The sequence below is a fragment of the Sporosarcina jeotgali genome (assembly GCF_033304595.1).
GTDB classification, from domain to species: Bacteria; Bacillota; Bacilli; order Bacillales_A; family Planococcaceae; genus Sporosarcina; species Sporosarcina jeotgali.
Genome location: NZ_CP116341.1, coordinates 1,835,424 through 1,854,152 on the forward strand (window position 1 = coordinate 1,835,424; position 18,729 = coordinate 1,854,152).

General features: G+C 42.3%; 18 protein-coding genes. 2 read left to right on the forward strand and 16 right to left on the reverse strand.

The annotated features are described in order from the left end of the window. Nucleotides 1–75 precede the first annotated feature (75 nt). Both PGH26_RS09060 and PGH26_RS09065 read right to left on the reverse strand, forming a co-directional pair. On the reverse strand, nucleotides 76–1,248 hold the full coding sequence (locus PGH26_RS09060) for a CynX/NimT family MFS transporter (protein ID WP_323693497.1): 1,173 nt from the start codon (nucleotides 1,246–1,248) through the stop codon (nucleotides 76–78). Between the two features lie 62 nt (nucleotides 1,249–1,310). Continuing rightward, the gene (locus PGH26_RS09065; RefSeq protein ID WP_323690760.1) at nucleotides 1,311–2,000 is read right to left on the reverse strand and encodes a FadR/GntR family transcriptional regulator; all 690 of its coding nucleotides are present in this window, start codon (nucleotides 1,998–2,000) and stop codon (nucleotides 1,311–1,313) included. A 399-nt stretch (nucleotides 2,001–2,399) separates the two neighbouring features. Here PGH26_RS09065 and PGH26_RS09070 point away from each other — a divergent pair, with 399 nt between their 5' ends. Then, on the forward strand, nucleotides 2,400–3,035 hold the full coding sequence (locus tag PGH26_RS09070) for a 2OG-Fe(II) oxygenase (RefSeq protein WP_323690761.1): 636 nt from the start codon (nucleotides 2,400–2,402) through the stop codon (nucleotides 3,033–3,035). A gap of 266 nt (nucleotides 3,036–3,301) precedes the next feature. Here PGH26_RS09070 and PGH26_RS09075 read toward each other — a convergent pair whose 3' ends face one another. The 7 genes from PGH26_RS09075 to PGH26_RS09105 form a co-directional block, all read right to left on the reverse strand. Beyond that, on the reverse strand, nucleotides 3,302–4,963 hold the full coding sequence (locus PGH26_RS09075) for an ABC transporter ATP-binding protein (protein ID WP_323690762.1): 1,662 nt from the start codon (nucleotides 4,961–4,963) through the stop codon (nucleotides 3,302–3,304). Next, nucleotides 4,960–5,727, reverse strand: a complete 768-nt coding sequence (locus PGH26_RS09080; RefSeq protein WP_323690763.1) for an energy-coupling factor transporter transmembrane component T family protein — start codon at nucleotides 5,725–5,727, stop codon at nucleotides 4,960–4,962. Before PGH26_RS09080 ends, PGH26_RS09075 begins: the two co-directional genes overlap by 4 nt. Before the next feature lie 15 nt (nucleotides 5,728–5,742). After that, a complete protein-coding gene (locus PGH26_RS09085; protein WP_323690764.1) occupies nucleotides 5,743–6,345 on the reverse strand; it encodes an ECF transporter S component in 603 nt (200 codons plus the stop codon). Between the two features lie 428 nt (nucleotides 6,346–6,773). Continuing rightward, nucleotides 6,774–7,706, reverse strand: coding sequence for an NADP-dependent oxidoreductase (locus PGH26_RS09090; RefSeq protein ID WP_323690765.1), 933 nt, complete (start codon nucleotides 7,704–7,706; stop codon nucleotides 6,774–6,776). A 209-nt stretch (nucleotides 7,707–7,915) separates the two neighbouring features. Beyond that, nucleotides 7,916–8,254, reverse strand: a complete 339-nt coding sequence (locus PGH26_RS09095) for a hypothetical protein (protein ID WP_323690766.1) — start codon at nucleotides 8,252–8,254, stop codon at nucleotides 7,916–7,918. 16 nt (nucleotides 8,255–8,270) lie between these two features. After that, a complete protein-coding gene (locus PGH26_RS09100; RefSeq protein ID WP_431312488.1) occupies nucleotides 8,271–9,032 on the reverse strand; it encodes an AAA family ATPase in 762 nt (253 codons plus the stop codon). A 148-nt stretch (nucleotides 9,033–9,180) separates the two neighbouring features. Next, nucleotides 9,181–9,621, reverse strand: coding sequence for an Lrp/AsnC family transcriptional regulator (locus PGH26_RS09105; RefSeq protein ID WP_323690767.1), 441 nt, complete (start codon nucleotides 9,619–9,621; stop codon nucleotides 9,181–9,183). Nucleotides 9,622–9,741: 120 nt separating this feature from the next. Between PGH26_RS09105 and PGH26_RS09110 the strand changes: the two genes are divergently transcribed. Then, nucleotides 9,742–10,287: a cysteine hydrolase family protein gene (locus PGH26_RS09110; RefSeq protein WP_323690768.1), complete on the forward strand. Its 546-nt coding sequence runs from the start codon at nucleotides 9,742–9,744 to the stop codon at nucleotides 10,285–10,287. Nucleotides 10,288–10,450: 163 nt separating this feature from the next. Here the strand turns inward: PGH26_RS09110 and deoC are convergent, their stop codons facing one another. The 7 genes from deoC to PGH26_RS09145 all read right to left on the reverse strand — a co-directional run bounded on the left by deoC (nucleotide 10,451) and on the right by PGH26_RS09145 (nucleotide 18,397). Then, entirely contained in the window at nucleotides 10,451–11,113 is a 663-nt protein-coding gene (gene deoC / locus PGH26_RS09115) for a deoxyribose-phosphate aldolase (protein WP_323690769.1), read from the reverse strand. Between the two features lie 18 nt (nucleotides 11,114–11,131). After that, complete coding sequence (locus PGH26_RS09120) at nucleotides 11,132–12,436, reverse strand: pyrimidine-nucleoside phosphorylase (RefSeq protein ID WP_323690770.1); 1,305 nt, start codon at nucleotides 12,434–12,436, stop codon at nucleotides 11,132–11,134. 42 nt (nucleotides 12,437–12,478) lie between these two features. Then, the gene (locus tag PGH26_RS09125) at nucleotides 12,479–13,660 is read right to left on the reverse strand and encodes a NupC/NupG family nucleoside CNT transporter (protein WP_323690771.1); all 1,182 of its coding nucleotides are present in this window, start codon (nucleotides 13,658–13,660) and stop codon (nucleotides 12,479–12,481) included. Between the two features lie 204 nt (nucleotides 13,661–13,864). Then, nucleotides 13,865–14,806 carry a DNA-binding transcriptional repressor DeoR gene (deoR, locus tag PGH26_RS09130; RefSeq protein ID WP_323690772.1) on the reverse strand — a complete coding sequence of 314 codons (942 nt, stop codon included), beginning with the start codon at nucleotides 14,804–14,806 and terminating at the stop codon, nucleotides 13,865–13,867. A 188-nt stretch (nucleotides 14,807–14,994) separates the two neighbouring features. Then, on the reverse strand, nucleotides 14,995–15,612 hold the full coding sequence (locus PGH26_RS09135; protein WP_323690773.1) for a hypothetical protein: 618 nt from the start codon (nucleotides 15,610–15,612) through the stop codon (nucleotides 14,995–14,997). Then, nucleotides 15,590–16,105: an RNA polymerase sigma factor gene (locus PGH26_RS09140; RefSeq protein WP_323690774.1), complete on the reverse strand. Its 516-nt coding sequence runs from the start codon at nucleotides 16,103–16,105 to the stop codon at nucleotides 15,590–15,592. Before PGH26_RS09140 ends, PGH26_RS09135 begins: the two co-directional genes overlap by 23 nt. Before the next feature lie 243 nt (nucleotides 16,106–16,348). Continuing rightward, the gene (locus PGH26_RS09145) at nucleotides 16,349–18,397 is read right to left on the reverse strand and encodes a transglycosylase domain-containing protein (RefSeq protein WP_323690775.1); all 2,049 of its coding nucleotides are present in this window, start codon (nucleotides 18,395–18,397) and stop codon (nucleotides 16,349–16,351) included. Nucleotides 18,398–18,729: the final 332 nt, after the last annotated feature.

The window sequence follows — 18,729 nt, forward strand, 5'->3', positions numbered from 1 at the left end:
GCTGTACATAGCTGCCACCTAGCTTTTCTTATCCAATTTATACAGCAAAGTTCACTGCTTTTTAAAAAACGACATTCAGTTCTGTGACTCTTCTAAAACAGCATTGCTAATTACCCGATCTTTACCAGCTATTATACCGACGATTAAGATGACTGCAGCTAAAGCAATTAACATGATTAGAGGCACTGTCCAATTGCCTGTCAGATCGTGTAAACCACCAAATGCAATTGGACCAGCAGCTGCGAGTAAATAACCGAATGACTGTGCCATACCCGACATATCAGAAGCTTCCACAGCTGTACTTGTTCTCATGCTGAAAAACATCATTGCTAAGCTGAATGCGCTTCCTGCTCCAATACCAATTAGAATGACTGCTAGTGGCATCAAAGCCGCATTTCCAATTAAAACGCCTGTTATACCAAGTATAAACAGAACTGCAGTGGCTACACCTAGAAAGACTTGATTTTTCATGCGTTCAGCAAGTATAGGAATTATAAATGTAAATGGAATAATCGCAAATTGCATTAAAAACAACATCCATCCAGCTGCCCCCATACTATACCCCATGCCTTGCAGAATTTCTGGAAGCCATGTCACTAATGTATAAAAAATCAGAGACTGTAATCCCATAAATATCGTAATCGACCACGCAAGCGGAGAACGGGCTAACGATAACTTCTCTTTTGATGTGGCTTTGGAATATTCAGTCGGATCTTTCCCCTTTTTCATTTGCGGAGCCCAAACTGCTATCGCTATAAAAACAGGAATTGCCCAAAATGCGAGGGATCCTTCCCAGCCAATCTCACCAATCGTTGTTAACGGTACACTTAAGCCGGACCCAAGCGCTGCAAAGACGTTCATAAATACGCCGTACAACCCGGTCATAATCCCTACTTTCAATGGAAAGTTCATTTTAATAAATCCTGGCAGCAATACGTTGCCAAACGCGATCGCAACCCCGATTAGAATCGTTCCTGCGAATAATGCGCCTGTTCCAAATAGTGATCGCAAGACAATCCCAACTGCCAAGACGACTAATGAAAGGAAAATCGTTCTTTCCATGGTTATCTTATGTGCTATTTTAGGTGCAAATGGTGAGAGCAAAGCAAATGCGAGTAAGGGAAGCGTCGTAATCGTTCCCGCCAGCGCATGGCTGATGCCTAAGTCTGTTCGAATGGATGTAATTAACGAACCAATCGATGTGAGCGGTGCTCGTAAATTGGCGGCAATTAGAATGACGCCAATCATTAAGAGCCATTTTTTCTTCGAATCTGTTTTTGCGTTGTGTAATGATATTTCTTTTTGCAAGTTTAGTCCTCCTGAATACGTTTAATCTTCTCTCTGAAATCGTTTATGTATTGATTTACATAACTTATTGCTGCCTGAACATCTTGCTCCTTAATGGCTTCCAGCAATTCATAATGAATCTCTTCACTATAGTTAAAGCAGTCACCTGCTACCATCACTTCTTCGATCGAAGACTGCAGAGGCTCCGTTATATTTTCATAAAGCCGTTCTAACATCTTATTATGAGATGCTTTAACCATGGCTTTATGAAATACAATGTCTGCCTGTAAAAATTCTTGTACATTTCCTTTTTCAGATGCCGCTTTGCACAACTGAATAGACTCCGTCATCGCTTCTACATCAAGGTCATCCCGCCGAGCGGCTGCAAGCTGTGCTGCTTCTCTTTCTAAAGCGAGACGCACTTCTAAGGTTTCCATAACGCTCGACTTTTCCACTTGTCTATGAAGTGCTGCACCAAAAGCACTTATCGACTTCACAATCGTCCCGCTGCCTTGTTTGGTCTCAAGTAAACCTGCATGAACAAGAGCACGGATCGCTTCTCTTAATGTATTCCGACTCACGCCAAATTCTTGCATCAATTGCATCTCCGCAGGCAAATGATCGCCAATTTGCCAATGGCCGCTTTCGATTAGATGTTCAATTTGAATCACCACTTGCTCAACCAATGATAAACGTTCTGTCTTTTTCAGCATGAGTGCACCTCCAAAGGTTCTTTCTGAAAAGTTGTAGGATGATTGGACTTAGTCAATATATCACTTTATTAAATAGAAGTAAATATGAGTACTCGCTGCAGATGCCGGTGCAAGAAATCATCGATTTTGCTTGGAAGATGAAATATGTTTCACCATAACTATTGGTTAAGTCTAGTTAGATATGACTAAATGGCAAACACATTCCTAAAAACAGGAATATATAACTACCTTTTTGACTACATTCCTAATTTACGATAGCTATTCCCGCATGCTAAAATAAATTAACTTTACATCCAAAGAGGAAGTGTGAACCGTACAAGAAGTCCGAGATTAGCTGTACACTCATAGCCCCAGGGCATATTTGATTTGAAAATCAAACTATTGAAGAGGTGTTTGAAGTTGATAGCGGAGAATAGAGAGCAAACGATATTTAACCACGTCGGTAAGAAAATACTGACGGATAGAGAGATTGACATCGTCGCAAAAATTGAAGAACCAATGGTCGTCGTATTAGGCAATATGTTAAGTGATGAAGAGTGCGATGAACTCATCAGGTTATCAACAGACAAGATGAAACGTTCAAAAATCGGCACGACACGCGCTGAAAACGCGTTACGAACAAGCAGCAGTATGTTTATTGAAGAAACTGAAAACCTAATTGTTGCGAGAATCGAAAAACGGATTGAAGCAGTTATGAATATCCCCATTGAACATGGAGAAGGACTGCAAATTCTTCAGTATAAGCCAGGACAAGAATACAGAGCACATCATGATTTCTTCTCGTCAGCCAGCAAGGTGACAAATAACCGAATTAGTACGCTGGTCATGTACTTGAATGATGTAGAACAAGGTGGCGAGACATTCTTCCCCCACTTAAACTTCTCAGTTTCACCGAGAAAAGGGATGGCCGTCTACTTTGAGTATTTCTATAACGATCCAGCGTTAAATGATATAACGCTGCATGGCGGAGCACCTGTGGAAGTTGGAGAAAAATGGGTAGCGACGCAATGGATGAGGAAACAGCGGGTACGGTGAGTGTATGGTTTTGCTAAATTCATTTGCTCTTTAATTTATCTGAATAGCGTTAATTATTTTTTCATAAGATGACTGCGAAATGAATAAAAAACTGCTCCTTACAACTTGTAAAGGGCAGTTTTTGTCTTATTTCTTACTATCCGAAGGTACCTATGCATAAAACGATCGTAAATGTTTGTACAATTGTGGTTATACAGATAGTTTCCCTTCCAGGTAACTATCCCTAGTATCTATCTTATAGTCTGTACAGGCACCTTAGCAGCCGATTAATGCAATTCACTTTTCTTTAATAAAATCCCCGGGTATCCCATTCGACGGGCAAGTTGCGTAACATGTGGCTGCACAAGTCCGGCTTTCTTCAATAGTTCCTCCTGGCTGAACGCTGTGCGTGTTTCCCCATTGAACAGCACACGGCCATCCCCCAGAATGACGGTGTGTTCGAAAGTCTCCGCTACAAAATCCATATCGTGTAAAATACACACAACTAACTTTCCTTGTGCATATAACTCATTGATGATTAAAGACAATGTCATCTTTCCTTTGGCATCCTGACCGATAGTCGGTTCATCGAAAATGACGACTTTCGTGTCCATCGCTAGAATCGAAGCCACAGCCACCCGTTTCCGTTCAGCCAGACTCAAGTCATATGGATTTTCATCTTTTTTACACGCCAAGCCGACTCTTTTCAGCATTTTCAATGCATTGGCTTTCGCAGTTTCAGGGGATTGACCAATGTTTAACGGACCGAACATCACTTCATCCAGCACGTTGCTTTTAAAGATCTGATCGTTCGGATTTTGGAAGATAAGCCCGACGACAGCTGCCAGTTTTGCAGCGGTAGTGTCTGTCGTTTTCACCCCATCAACAGTGATCTTTCCTTTAAGAGGTTTTAATAACGCCTTCAGTAACTTTACGAACGTTGTTTTACCCGCACCGTTCTGTCCGATAATTGCAAGAGGTTTACCGCTCAGTTCCAAATCGATTCCTCTAATAATTTCTGCATCTTTTTCATAACCAAAACGAAGATCTGAAACAGCAATTTCGGCAGTTTTCACATCAACGGCTTCCACTTGCCGGATAGGCAAAGAGAAGTTTTCCAAACCAGATGTCGGCATTTCTTCTAACACAACAGGAAGAGTTGCTGCACTGTCTTGTCTAATTTTCAGTGACCTGGCTGCTGATGTATACACGGGAGGCTCTACTCCATAGTCATCCAAATCGTTTCGCGAAAAAATCTCTGCTGGTGTCCCTTCACAAATCAGTTTTCCTTTGTTCATCAATAAGATCCGATCTGAATACGCAGCCAATTTTTCGATTTTCTGTTCAGCCATTATAATAGTAACGCCTTGCGCAGAAAGTTGCTCTACTGCTTGAAAGACTTCTTCAGCGCCTTGAGGGTCAAGCTGCGACGTCGGTTCATCCAAAATAAGGATATCAGGCTTCATAGCCATCACACTCGCAATCGCGACACGCTGCAATTGACCGCCTGAAAGGGAAAATGGATTTACATCCCGTAACTCTTCAATCTTCAATTGCTGCATGCACTTTTGTATCCGACGATGCATTTCCTCACGCGGCACACCTAAGTTTTCAAGCCCGAATGCGATTTCGTCATAGACTGTAAATTTGGCTCCCGTCATTTGTGAAAACGGATTTTCAAACACGAGGCCCACCCTCGCTGTGATTTCGTTCATTGAATGGGTATACACTTCCAAGTCTCCGATAAAAACATTCCCGCCATAGCTTCCTTTAAAAAAATGAGGAACTAAGCCGCTGAGGGCATAGCAAAGCGTTGTTTTTCCTGCCCCATTCTCACCCGCAATCCCGATGAAGTCCCCTCTTTCGACTGTGAATGAGATATCATCCAATACGAAATGTTCACTCCCGGGGTATTTGTATTTCAGCTGCTCCACTCGGATGCTTTTCATAGGAAGATCCTCCAGGTAATTACTGCGGCCAAAGATGCCGCCAATAGAATTTTTATAACGAACCCATATTTAAAGTGATTGGTCTCATGAAGAAAGGTCCGTTCGCTTGTCGAGTTGAATCCTCTGATTTCAAGAGCTATTGAACGATCCCGGGTATCATTGATGGAATTCAAGACAACGGGAGTAAGTAATGGGATGAATGATTTTACACGTGTTATTAATCCTCCCTCAGTTTCCATTCCGCGAGAGCGCTGTGCATCGGTGATTTTGCCAGTCACAGCCAGCATCTGAGGAAGGATTTGCAGTACGGATAAAAGGACGTAACCTATTTTTGGAGACATTCCTTTTCGAATCAGCGATTGGACTAAATCATCCGGCTTCGTTGTCAGAATCAGAACGCCAAACGCACAGACCATATTCAGAACACGGAGTGTCAGTAAAAGTGCATAAGAAAAACCTTCCTTATAGATAGGGACGGAAACGATCGTAAACCAAAGAGTGGAGCGATCGGGATGAAAAAATCCTTGGACGATAATAATCGAAAAAATGAGAACGATACTAAGCCCGATAATCGGAAGGATATACCGCAGGACTTTTCCAAGCAGCAACAGCAACAGTGTGAAGGCAAAGACGCCAAGAACAAATGAATGATCAGATACTATATACGTAACCCCAACTGAAACAAAAACGAATAGCAATTTGGATAAAGGATCGACGTCATGGACAATCGAATCTTTTTCTAAATAGAACGTCCCATTCTTCATGGTACTCCTCCTAGATTACAGCCGGTCAATCTCTGAACGGCTATCATACATTCGAGTTAAGTTTTTAGGCAGATTTTTAAATATCAAGAATCCGACTAGGACTGTTGCAATTTTGTCAGGCACATCTACAACGAGACTGTCAGCAAACGAAGCCAGCCACTGAGGCATGTCATGTGCAATCATAGTTGCAAATAAAGCATCTCCCCAGATGTTACCCGTTTGTCCGCCCCAAAACAGGATATTCAGCGGTGTAGAAACTGTGGCCGCTATCACGCCAACTACGAGACCTAAAACAAGCGCCTTTCCAATGGAAGCTATCCATCCTTTATAAGCCATGATCCCAACAACCAGGCCGATAACTCCTGATGTAATTGCATAGACAAACGATACCGGACTAGCGGTAAAGCCATAGATGATATTATTGATGATTCCTGTGAGTGCGCCAATTATAGGACCTGCTAACATACTGGAGAGCACTGTTCCAATCGAGTCCAGCCATAACGGCAGTCTTAATAGTTCAGCGAATAACTTTCCAAGATAGTTAATGCCGATCGCAGCTGGAATTAGGACCAGTGCGGCTGTTGAAAACTTTAAAGACCACATACTTTGTTTCCTCATCAAGTAAATCCCCCATTCAATTTGTGAACCTTTTTTTCGTTGTGGAACAAATTATCTTTACCACTGTCATTACACAAGACATGACTATTATAGACTATTGAATTTCAAATACATAGCTTTTATTTCAGTAGGTTTCCAGGGCGGTCATAAAATATGTCTGATAGCTGCTGACAAAGGTGAAAGGGATTCTGCGCTTTACACATCAAATTTTTGCACACACCAAAAAGACCACCTCTATTGAGACATCAGAGGCAGCCTTGTCGATTCTATTATTTGTCACTGAGTATGGATGCAGTTTAAGGATTTGTTTAACCGCTTGCGATTGTACCTAAGACTAAATGTCTGCACGAAAAAAGCCTTCTTCAGATAGCAGTATCTAAAGAAGGCCGACAGCACAATTGACCGGTAAAAGACTCCAGCAGGGAATCTTATTGGATTTTAATCACAATCTTTCCCTTCGCATGATGCGTTGCACTTAAATCATGCGCATCCCGCAATCCTTTTTCTGTTAACGGAAATGTATGACCAATATGTGCTTTTACTTTTCCCTGTTCCATCAGTTCTCCAAGTTCAGCGAGTTGTTTCCCATTCGGATTCAGCCATAGGGATTCCGCAGTAATACCTTTGTCTTTCGCTTTTTCAGCATCGGGCTGTCCAGCGATAGAGACGAGACGGCCGCCTTTTTTCACAACGTCTAAACTTTTTTCTAAAATGTCACCGCCCATTGTGTCTACAACTAAATCGACGTCCTTTGCAACATCTGCAAAATCCGTTGTTTTATAATCAATGAACTCATCAACCCCGAGCTCTTTCAAGAAGGCTTCATTTTTACCGCTCGCTGTAGACAAAACGTATGCTCCGAAACTTTTAGCAATCTGAATAGCAAAGCTTCCCACACCGCCAGAACCTGCGTGAATCAGCACTCTATCTCCTTTTTTAACTTTCCCGAAGTCTACCAGGCACTGCCACGCCGTCAAACCTGCAAGCGGAACAGACGCTGCTTCTTCAAAACTCAAGTGATCAGGCTTTAACGCCACTAATTCTTCATCAACCGCGACATATTCACTGTATGTGCCATTTTCCATGGCAGGACGTGCAAATACCTGATCTCCTTTTTTGAATGTAGTCACCTTACTTCCCACTTCACTGATGACTCCTGCAGCATCCCAACCTAAAATTAACGGAAATTCAAACGGCATCCCGTCTTTCATATAGCCTTCTCTAACTTTCCAATCTATCGGATTAATAGACGTCGCATGCATTTCAATTAACACTTGGTCATCTTTTATATCCGGTTTTGGGAGGTCTTTCTCAACTAACTGATCCGAGCCGCCATACTGCTCAATTACAATTGCTTTCATATCAATACACACTCCTTCTAGTAATTACGCTCACACGATTCTTTCAATGTGCTTCCAGTTAGCTATACCCTGGATTGCACGCCGCTACACGAAATGAATCTAACAGTGGCAGAAATCTGTGGATATAAAAATCAAATGTCTACACAAAATACACAAATCACACAGGTGGCTTTGGTACTAGTCTCTTCCACAGCACTTATTTTAATACATCATCTTTCCAGCTCTTTGGCGTCCCGCTCTTTTAGATACCGTTCATACGCATCTTGGACTTTGTCCTGCACTTTCTCTTTGCTTCTCTTTGGCACAGTCTGGGTGTGGATTTCTTTTACTAAAAGACAGGCACGCAAAAGGATAGCAACAATAATTACGCCGGCTACAAAAGCACCGATCGGTCCCGAAGCCGCCAAGATGCCCAAAAGACAGGCTGCTGCTACAGATAAAAACAGTTTCATCGGCACTTCCCCCTTATCCTGTGTTACTTTCACAGAAACTGAACTCGTATGAATGTTTCGCGCTCTTCTTTTTTCTATATTTAAGATTTCATCCATACATACAATTCGCCTTTCATCTCTTGAAGAGATGATGCAGAAGCCGGTCCCGGTCGCTGAAAAACTGATTCATGATCGAATAGTGCGGGGTGTCCTCCAATTCGACTTCCCTCATCCCTTCGTCTTCCAACTGATAGATAAAAGATTTTGGATACGCCATCAGAATCGGCGAATGAGTGGAGATGATGAACTGTGAACCTTCTGCCACGAGTTCATGGATCCTTGAAAGCATCGCAAGCTGCCGAGTTGGCGAAAGTGCTGCTTCCGGCTCGTCCAGTATGTACAGACCATTTCCCTGAAACCGCTCGATAAACGCCGCGAAAAATGATTCTCCATGGGATTGCTCATGAAGAGACTTGCCACCGAAGGAATCAATGATTCTTCGTCCTCCCAAAGGTTCTGAATCCAGTTCCTCTATGTGGGTGGCGACATTGTAAAATGTTTCCGCACGAAAGAAAAACGAATCATTCGCCCGATGTACACCTTTAACGATTCGAAGATACTTATCCAGATCGGAATGTGAGTCATAGCTCGAAAAATTGAAATTCCGCGTGCCCCCTTCCGGATTAAACCCAAGGCTGATGGCAATCGCCTCCAGCAGCGTGGATTTCCCCATCCCATTCTCCCCGATGATATAGGTAACATTCGGATGGAATGCCAACTCCTCCAATCCATGGATGAAAGGAAGATTGAGCGGATAGCGTGCAAAGGACTGGATTTGGTCTCTCTTCAAATAAAGACTTCGTATGTATTGTGTTTCCTTTGTCAGCATGACCATTTGCAAAGCTGCCCCCTTTCTATATTCGCTGGCGGATGACTAATCGGTACCTGGACCGCATACAATTCAGACACTATTCAGAATTACATGTGGTCCAGGTACGTTGTTTAAAAGTTTATTACAGTGCAATCCGAGTTAAATGACCAACTTATATAGCATTAATTGGACACGTTTGCTTGATTTCATTAATTGAGAGATATAGCTTATAGTTCCCAAATTCTAAAATTTTATCTAAAAATGTATTTAACGTTTCTTGTAAATCTACTTTTACTTTTAAATGGTAACAGCCTTCTCCCGATACTCGATGAGCTTCAACCACCTCATTTTGATTATTAATGAAACGTATAAATGAATCATGGTTTGCTGTTTTCATAAAAATAATGATAAATCCTGTATAAGAAAACCCTAATTTCATTTCATCAACTATTAGAGAGTAAGCTTTAATTACACCACTTTCCTCAAGTTTTTTTATCCGATTCCCAACCGCTTGTCCTGTCATATGAATTTGTTCACCTAAGTCTTTCCATTGTATACGTGAATTTCCGGTTAGTAACCGGAGGATCTGAAAATCAATGTTATCAAGCTCCATCATAAACTCCTTTCACCATGAAATCATTTAATATAAAAGCGTTTCACCAAGTCATCGATAGAAATTTACATATGTCTTATGATTATAGTGTAACAAAATATTATAGATGAGGTGGATAAAATGAGCACAGCGTTAATTATTGTTGATATTCAAAATGACTATTTCGCGAATGGAAAGATGGAATTAGTCAATCCAGATAAAGCGGCTGCGAATGCGGCTAAAGTTCTTGAATCGTTTAGAAAGAACAATAAAGAAAATATTTTTCATGTCCAGCACATCGCAGCTGATCCAGCATTAGGATTCTTCCTTCCAGATACGGAGGGTGCAGAAATACACGAAACCGTTCAACCATTGGAAAACGAAAATATCATCATTAAACATTTCCCTAACAGCTTTTTAAAGACCGATTTGGAAAGCAAGTTAAGAGAAAACAACGTAACTAAAGTGATTGTTATTGGTATGATGACACATATGTGTATCGATGCAACTGTAAGAGCCGCAGTGGATCTAGGTTTTGAAACGACACTCATTGAAGATGCATGTGCAACACGTGACCTATCTTATGAAGGTACGGACGTAACAGCTGAACAGGTCCACTATGCATTTGTCGGAGCACTTAACGGTATGTATGCCAAAGTAACTTCTACCGAAGATTTCCTTAAATGACTAATGGGTACCTGGACCACATACAATTCAGACACTATTCAGAATCATAAGTGGTCCAGGTACGTTACTTTGAATTTAATTCATATCGCCAATAGATGAAAATAGTTGTAACCATAGAAATAGGGCTGGTCTATCCATAGATAGACCAGCCCTGCTTCACATATTAATACTTCGAGTCTGACACTTCACCTTTAACAATGCTGATACCAGAACTTGCCCCAATACGTGTTGCTCCTGCTTCAACGAATGCATCGAAATCCTCACCGCTGCGCACACCGCCAGAAGCTTTCACGCCGATGTCTGGTCCGACTGTCTTGCGCATTAACGCAACGTCTTCTACTTTAGCGCCGCCTGTGGAGAATCCAGTGGAAGTCTTGACAAAGTCAGCTCCCGCTTTCACAGAAAGCTCACATGCACGGACAATTTCTTCATCCGTCAATAGACAAGTCTCAATGATGACTTTTACTAATGTTTCATTAGCCGCTTCCACGACTGCACGAATATCCTTTTCTACCAATTCGTTATCCTTACCTTTTAATGCACCGATATTTACGACCATATCAATTTCGCCGGCACCATTAGTGATGGCATCTTGTGTTTCGAATGCTTTTACAGCAGATGTGCTCGCTCCAAGCGGGAATCCAATGACCGTACATACTAGAACCTCAGTTTCCTTCAGTTGTTCAGCAGCGTATGTGACCCATGTAGGATTTAAACAAACGGATTTAAACTTGTATTCTTTTGCTTCTTCGATAAGTGCTGTTACCTTCTCTTTTGTTGCATCTGCTTTCAATAATGTGTGATCGATTAGTTGTGCTTTGTTCAATGGATCCATCCCCTTTAGTTAGTTTGTAATTTCATCATGTACTAATGTGACAGGGCCTACTTCAGTTGCAGACAAGTCATATGCATGATAAATTTTTTCTTTTACTGCCTCGACATCTTCAGTATTACTGTGAATGGTTACTATAGATTCTCCGGCTTTAACTGGATCGCCGATCTTTTTGTGTAACACTAATCCGACAGCTAAATCGATTTCCGATTCTTTTGTAGCACGTCCCGCGCCTAAGAGCATCGCCGCTGTGCCGATTTCATCAGCAGTTATCGCTGATACGAAACCTGATTCTTTTGCTGGCACATCGATTTGGTATTGTGCTGTTGGCAATTTAGACAAATCGTCAATCACTGACGTATCGCCGCCTTGAGAACGCAAGAATAGCTTAAACACTTCAAGCGCTTTCCCGTTTTGAATGACTTCTTCCAGCATTTTACGCGCTTCTTCTGTGGAGTCCGCTTTTCCAGCTAGGCGAACCATATGACTGCCGAGTGTTAAACAGAGCTCATGCAAATCTTCGGGTCCATTTCCCTGCAGCGTTTCCACTGCTTCTTTTACTTCAAGCGCGTTTCCAATTGCATATCCAAGTGGCTGATTCATATCCGAGATCACAGCCATCGTCTGACGGCCAATCTGATTACCGATTTGCACCATTTCTCCCGCTAACTCCCGGGCCATTGCTAAATCCTTCATGAACGCGCCAGTGCCGACTTTTACATCCAGCACGATTGCATCAGATCCAGCAGCAATTTTTTTACTCATGATGGAACTCGCAATCAGTGGAATCGAGCTAACGGTAGCTGTTACATCGCGTAAACTGTAAATCTTCTTATCTGCTGGTGTGATGTTACCAGATTGACCAATAACCGCAATTTTGTTTGTGTTCACTAAGTCGAAGAATTCCTTGTCTGTAATTTCGATATGGAAGCCAGGAACCGCTTCTAACTTATCCAGTGTTCCGCCTGTATGACCCAATCCGCGTCCTGACATTTTAGCCACAGGGATATCCAGTGCTGCGACGAGAGGAGCGAGTACAAGCGTTGTCGTATCGCCGACTCCTCCTGTTGAATGCTTATCCACTTTTACACCGTCAATAGCAGTTAAATCCACCTGATCGCCAGATTCCACTATCGCCATCGTGAATTCAGCTGTTTCTTCCACTGTCATTCCTTGGAAGTACACTGCCATCTGGAAAGCTGACATCTGGTAATCGGGAATTGAACCTTCAGTATATCCGGTAATAACAAACTGGATCTCTTCTTTTGTTAAAGCATGTCCGTCACGTTTTTTCTCAATCATATCGACCATACGCATCGCATCCAACACTCCTAGTTAATATATTTTGTACTCTACTTCTTATAAAAACAGCCCAATGACAGTTGCTGATAGCACTGAAGCTAATGTAGAACCCAAAAGTAATTTCAACCCATTCCTCGCTACTTCGTCCCCTTGCTTAGGACTTAACGCCTTGACTGATCCTGTAATAATTCCGATTGAACTAAAGTTTGCAAAACTTACAAGGAAAACAGAAATCATACCTGATGCTTTAGCAGACAAGCCCGCTGAAATATCTGTGAAACTAATCATCGCAACAAATTCGTTTGTGACAAGTTTCGTCGCCATGATACTTCCCGCTTGAACACTATCTGCCCAAGGTACGCCCATTATGAAAGCAATCGGTGCGAACAAATAGCCTAAAATAGTTTGGAATGAAACATTGAATACTAATTCAAAGAGGTAGTCAATCCCATTCATAAGCGCAATGAATCCAATTAGCATGGCAGCTACGATAATTGCGACTTTAAAGCCATCCATTATACTTTCACTAATCATTTGGAAGAACGATAATTTTTTCTGCGACTCGATTGCTAACGTATCTTCTTCCTCAGATAATTTATACGGATTAATAATACTTGCAACAATTAACGCAGAGAGTATATTCAGCGCAATTGCAATGACGACAAAACGAGGTTCGATAATTTCCATATACGCCCCGACTATTGCAACACTCACCGCACTCATTGCTGATGTGCAAAATGTATACAAACGCCTTTTAGAAATGGCATCCATTTGGTCTTTCACAGTCAAAAACACTTCAGACTGTCCGAGAACCGCAGAGGACACCGCTATGTAGTTTTCCATTTTTCCCATACCATTCAACTTACTGAGCACGAGCCCTACGTATTTAATGATGAAAGGCAAAATCTTAAATTGATTCAGAATGCCAATTAATACGGATATGAAAACAATCGGCAGCAAAACATTCAAGAAAAATACAGATCCTTTTTCATTTTCCAATCCGCCGAAAACAAAATCGACACCCGTTACGCCTAAGTCAATCAGCTTTGAAAATAACATGGAGAAGAAGCCAATCGAGACCACTCCGAGTTTTGTATTCATCAAAATAAAGGTTAAAATCAGCTGAGTTCCAAGCATGATGGCAATCGGTTTGTACTGTATCTTTTTACGATCCCTACTGCTTATAAAACCAACTATGAATACTAGAGCCAGTCCAGTTATGTAAAATACAATGTTCATCTTACTTCCTCCCTTACATGGACATGATGGTTACGCTTACAAATTACGTTTATAACTAATAACCTTTCAAGAGGTCAGACATACTACTTTCATTTCCATACTAACACATATGGAGAACAAATGTGCAATGATCATGAAATATTGTTCATTCGCAATAAAAAAAAGAATCGCACTTATTAATAAGTGGATTCATCATCATTATGATTAACGGTGAAGCAGTAATTTTTGAGCTGTATATTGGTCCGTTATGAAAACATTCGCATATTGACCAAGAAGTGCGCCGTGGATTGCTTCTAGTTTACGATTTCCTCCTGCAACAAGGATTGACTTCTCTTTTTGCTTCAACTCTTCCAATTGAATGCCAATCGTTCTGTTTTTAATAGCAGATTCACATACTTCGCCAGTGCTTTTAAAAAAGCGGGAACAAATATCACCAACCGCTTCTTTATGAAGCAGCTCTTTTTCATCATTCGTTAAATAGCCTAACCGAAACAGCATAGAGTCAGTGTCTACTGTACCGACAGTAAACACAGCAATATTGGCTTGTTTTCCCAGTTCAATCAGCCGATGCATATAGCGATCCGATTCAATAACCGCTTTGACGTCAGGACTGTCAACTAATACAGGAAGAGGTAAGTAGCGGGGAACGGTGTGGAAAGCCTCAGCAAATTTGTAAACCGTTTCTGAATCATAGGTATTCACGTCGGATAGACCTATGCCGCCTTTTAACTGAATGACTTCCACACCTTTTACGTCTTTCTTCCGCAATGCATTTGCCACCCGGTACATAGTTCTTCCCCAGGTGACACCAAGTACGTCACCATCCTCAACAACATCGTGAATATATTCTGCAGCCTTGTCACTCATTGCCTGCAGCATCACCTGATCATCTTCTTCTCCAGCATAAGCAATTTTCACTTCTTCAATTTGATATTTATGCTGTAAGGATTTCTCAAGTTCATTGTTATTACTAAAGGGATCGACAATCTCGATTTTCACGTATCCATGTTTTTTTGCTTGCTGCAGCAGTCTTGAAACAGTTGGTCTTGAAATCCCTAGCTTCTCGGCAATGGCGAGCTGGGTGTAGTCGAACTGATAATACAGTTTGGCTGCTTCTATAATTAGCAGCTTTTTGTCGATGTCCAATGCAAGTTCCTCCTTCAAATCATTAAGCAATCGCCTGCCTGATGGGTACATCCCACCTGTGTTCAAGTAGATTCAACTTTAATAGGCCGATTATATCACACCAGAAACTAAAACGATTATTCTTATCGGAGGATTCAAGATGTCATCCTATCTCATTTATCTCTTCGCCTTCGTTTTATTTAACAAATTCAGTCGATGTAGGTATTCACGCTATATCGAATGCCGTCTTCTCCAACGTATTGGCGAGGAGCCGTTTTTTCCAATGTGTAGGTGAAGTTATTTTCACCGGTAACCGTGATTGTGTAAAAGTCTTTCTTCTTTTTAACAGTATAGTTTTCATAGTCTCCCTCTTGCAGCGTCATTTTAGCCAGCTTAGCTTGATAGTCTTCGGAAGCAACCCTGATTTCCAATTCGCTCTGATCCGTCCCCATCAAGGACTCACCCATATAATTGTTTTGGATATGCATTGTTTTTCCATCAAAAGCAATGGAATAATTCGTCACTTCAAACGAATCTTGCTGTGTCATAAGGGTACCTTCCCATGAATCGGTTACATCTTTAGCGAAAAGTCCAGAACTGAGCGAGTTCGGTTTGCCGATTAGAATTGTCACGATGAAGGCGATTGAGACGAGCATCATCATCGAAACGAATGCTGGTTTCCATTGTAAACTGCGTCGTTTGGTCCGCACGTTTTTCCCTTGGAAGACCGATTGATGCATAGTTCCTTTTTGTTCTTGCGTCGGCTTGAACGGCTCACTGAGAGCTCCGAGTTTTTGAGTCAGTTCATCGTCGGTATAAGGTTTCATGTGACATGCCTCCTTTCTCGAGTTCTTTTTTGAATGCGTCCAGTGCGCGTTTCAGGCTCATCTTCACTTTGCCTTCCGTGCTGCCAAGAATGGCGGACGTATCTTTCGTTGAGAACCCCTGGATATGACGCAGCAAAATGACTTGCTGCTGGCTCTTCTTTAAGCGGCGTAGCGCTTCATAAAATTCGGACTCCTGCGCGTTGAGTTCAGCCATCTCTTCGGAAGACGGATGGCTGCCGAACAGGTGGAAGTCCTTATCGAAATAATGTGTCAGGGGATGCTTTTTCCTGAAGTGGTTCAATGTTGTCGTGTAAGCAATTCGGAAGATCCACGTCTTCACTGCGGCACGACCGTCGAACTGATGCGCTTTTTCCACAACTTTCACGAATGTTTCCTGTGTCAGTTCCTCTGCAGTATGCCGGTTCCGCACTTGCATGAGAATATAGCTGTAAACTGCACTGGCATGATCCTCAAACCATTGTTCTGCGGACATCATGTCACCTCTCTTCTATATACTTAGACACCGATTTTTGAATTTGGTAACGCTGGTATAGATAATTATTTCATATGCTCTCGGAATCGGATAGTTCTAAACGTAAAAATGCCCCGATATTCCAGATTTTGAGTCCGGATTATCCAGGCATTCGAAGTACTATATTTGAGAAGTGAGCGATGCACGAAACTAAACATGATTGTTCAAACTAACACGATAGTTCCTCACACAGATACCTTTTTTTTAATCGTTAAACCACTTCTGTCCCCACTTTTCGATACTCTCCCAAAACTCTTTTCTCTTCTCGTCCTTTTCTTTTTTCTTCTCTTTGTTTTCTCTTTCTTCCTTCGTCTTTTTCTTCTGCTTCTTCAAGTCTTTTATGTCATCTTCAATTAACGATAAATCAAAGTTCTTCGTAGAGTATTCACTAGCTGATTGTGAAACAACCTGCGCAAATATCGGCGCTGCGGTCAAGCTGCTTGTAGAAGTTAAATAGTGGTCGGCGTCTGTTTTGTCATATCCGAGCCAGACCGCACCGGCGATGTCAGGTGTATAGCCGACGAACCAGTGATCTTTGGAACCGTTCACTCCTTCAAACGGGAGCTGTGTCGTACCCGTCTTTCCCGCTACGTCGATACCAGGAATTTGTGCTTTCTTCCCAGTCCCTTCCTCTACAACCCCTTGCAACATATGAGTCATTTGCTCGGCAACTTCCGCATCCGTCACCTGTACGGACTCTCCCTGCCACTTCCCGAGCACGTTTCCTTCCGAATCTTTAATTTCTGTAATCGCGTGAGCTTCCTCCATCACGCCATCATTCGCAAACGCAGAAAACGCTTGCGCCATCCGTAAAGGAGAGGTTCCTTTGTCCATCCCTCCAAGCGCCAAGCCGAGTGTACGATCCTTTTTTGTCAATGAAATCCCAAACCGTTCGACCGCACTCACGCCCTCTTGGACCCCCATCTGATTCAACAGCCAAACAGGAGGGACATTATACGAGTTGGCAAGTGCCTCGTACATTGTCACTTCCCCTCTATAGTGCTGATCAATATTTTTCGGAGAGTACCCATGGATATCGATCGGTTCATCTTCAAGCAAATCCGACATATGGTATCCGTTCTCGAGTGCAGGAGTATAGACGGCAAGCGGTTTTAGCGCAGATCCGGGCTGTCGGATAAGATCTGTCGCATTGTTGAAGCGTCCTTGCGTATACTCTCCTCTTCCCCCAACTAATGCGAGAATTCCGCCCGTTTTAGGGTTTACGAAAACAGAGGCACTCTGCAACAGCTGATCCGGCGTGCTCTCTGGGAAATTTCTGTTGTCTGCATACACGTCTTCGAGCGCATTCTGGACGACTGGATTGATTTCTGTCGTAATATGCAACCCGCCGGACAGGACTTCATCCTTCGTCAACTGGTACGTATTTACCGCCTCGGCTACTACACGATCTATATAATACGGATAGTTCTTTTCATTATGAGGAACTGTCGAATCGGCCAGTATAAGATCCTTGCCAATCGCTTCATCATATTCTTCTTGACGAATATACTGTTCTCTCAGCATCAGCGACAATACCAGATTGCGCCGCTTCATCGACTTTTCCTTATCTTTCCTGGGCGATAAATTCGACGGTGCTTTGATGATTCCGGCGAGTGTCGCAGATTCGCTTAACGTCAATTCGCTGACATCCTTACCGAAATACGTCTGAGCCGCACGTTGCACTCCCCACGCGCCATCGCCGAAATAGATTTGGTTCAAGTACTGTTCCAGAATTTCCTCTTTTGAATACTCGCGTTCAATCTTCTTAGCGAGGATAAGTTCCTTCAATTTACGAGAATACGTGCGCTCCTGCGTCAAAAACACATTTTTCGCAAGCTGCTGCGTAATCGTACTGCCACCTGAGGCAATTTTTCCTTTGAACGCATTCTCGACTAAGGCGCGGCCCATCCTCAAATAATTAAGACCGTGATGTTTGTAGAACCGCTGATCTTCCACAGAAACGACAGCTTCAATCAGCGCATCCGGAATCTGGTCGATCGAAACACCTTCTATTTTCGAGTTCGAAACCTTGCTGATCACTTCTCCATTCGGATCGTAAATAACCGTCGTTCGTGGGGCAGGCTTGTCGAGTTTACTGACATCGCTGAATGTGATGAAGAGATTCAGGACAAGCAGTACGCTGAGGACAGCAAGCACTGCACCGATAAATGAGAAACGAATGATTTTTTTCTTCAAGCTGCTTTTCTTTTTCATTTTTTTATTCTGTTGTTTTTTATATTCGGATCTTTTCATATAGGTTCTCCTGCTTTTTGACTGCGTAGTTTGATTAGTAGTGGATAGCATACTATTGACGAAAGGTAGGTTTTGAAAGTTGCGAGTTTCAACTTTCACTGAGATTTTCGTACGAGAGTACGAATAAAAATACCTGCGCGAGAAACAAACAGGGTTGTTTGTTTTTCACACAGGTATCTTTAGTTGTTCTGGTTTCTTAAGCTGTGTACCACACCACTAGAACACTATTCAGAATCGTTCCGGAGTTGTATCGTGCACAGTAGTCGACCCCCTTAAAATGGACACAAGAGATGTTATAGTTGTGGGAACATACTGTTGCGGGAGGGGTTCAT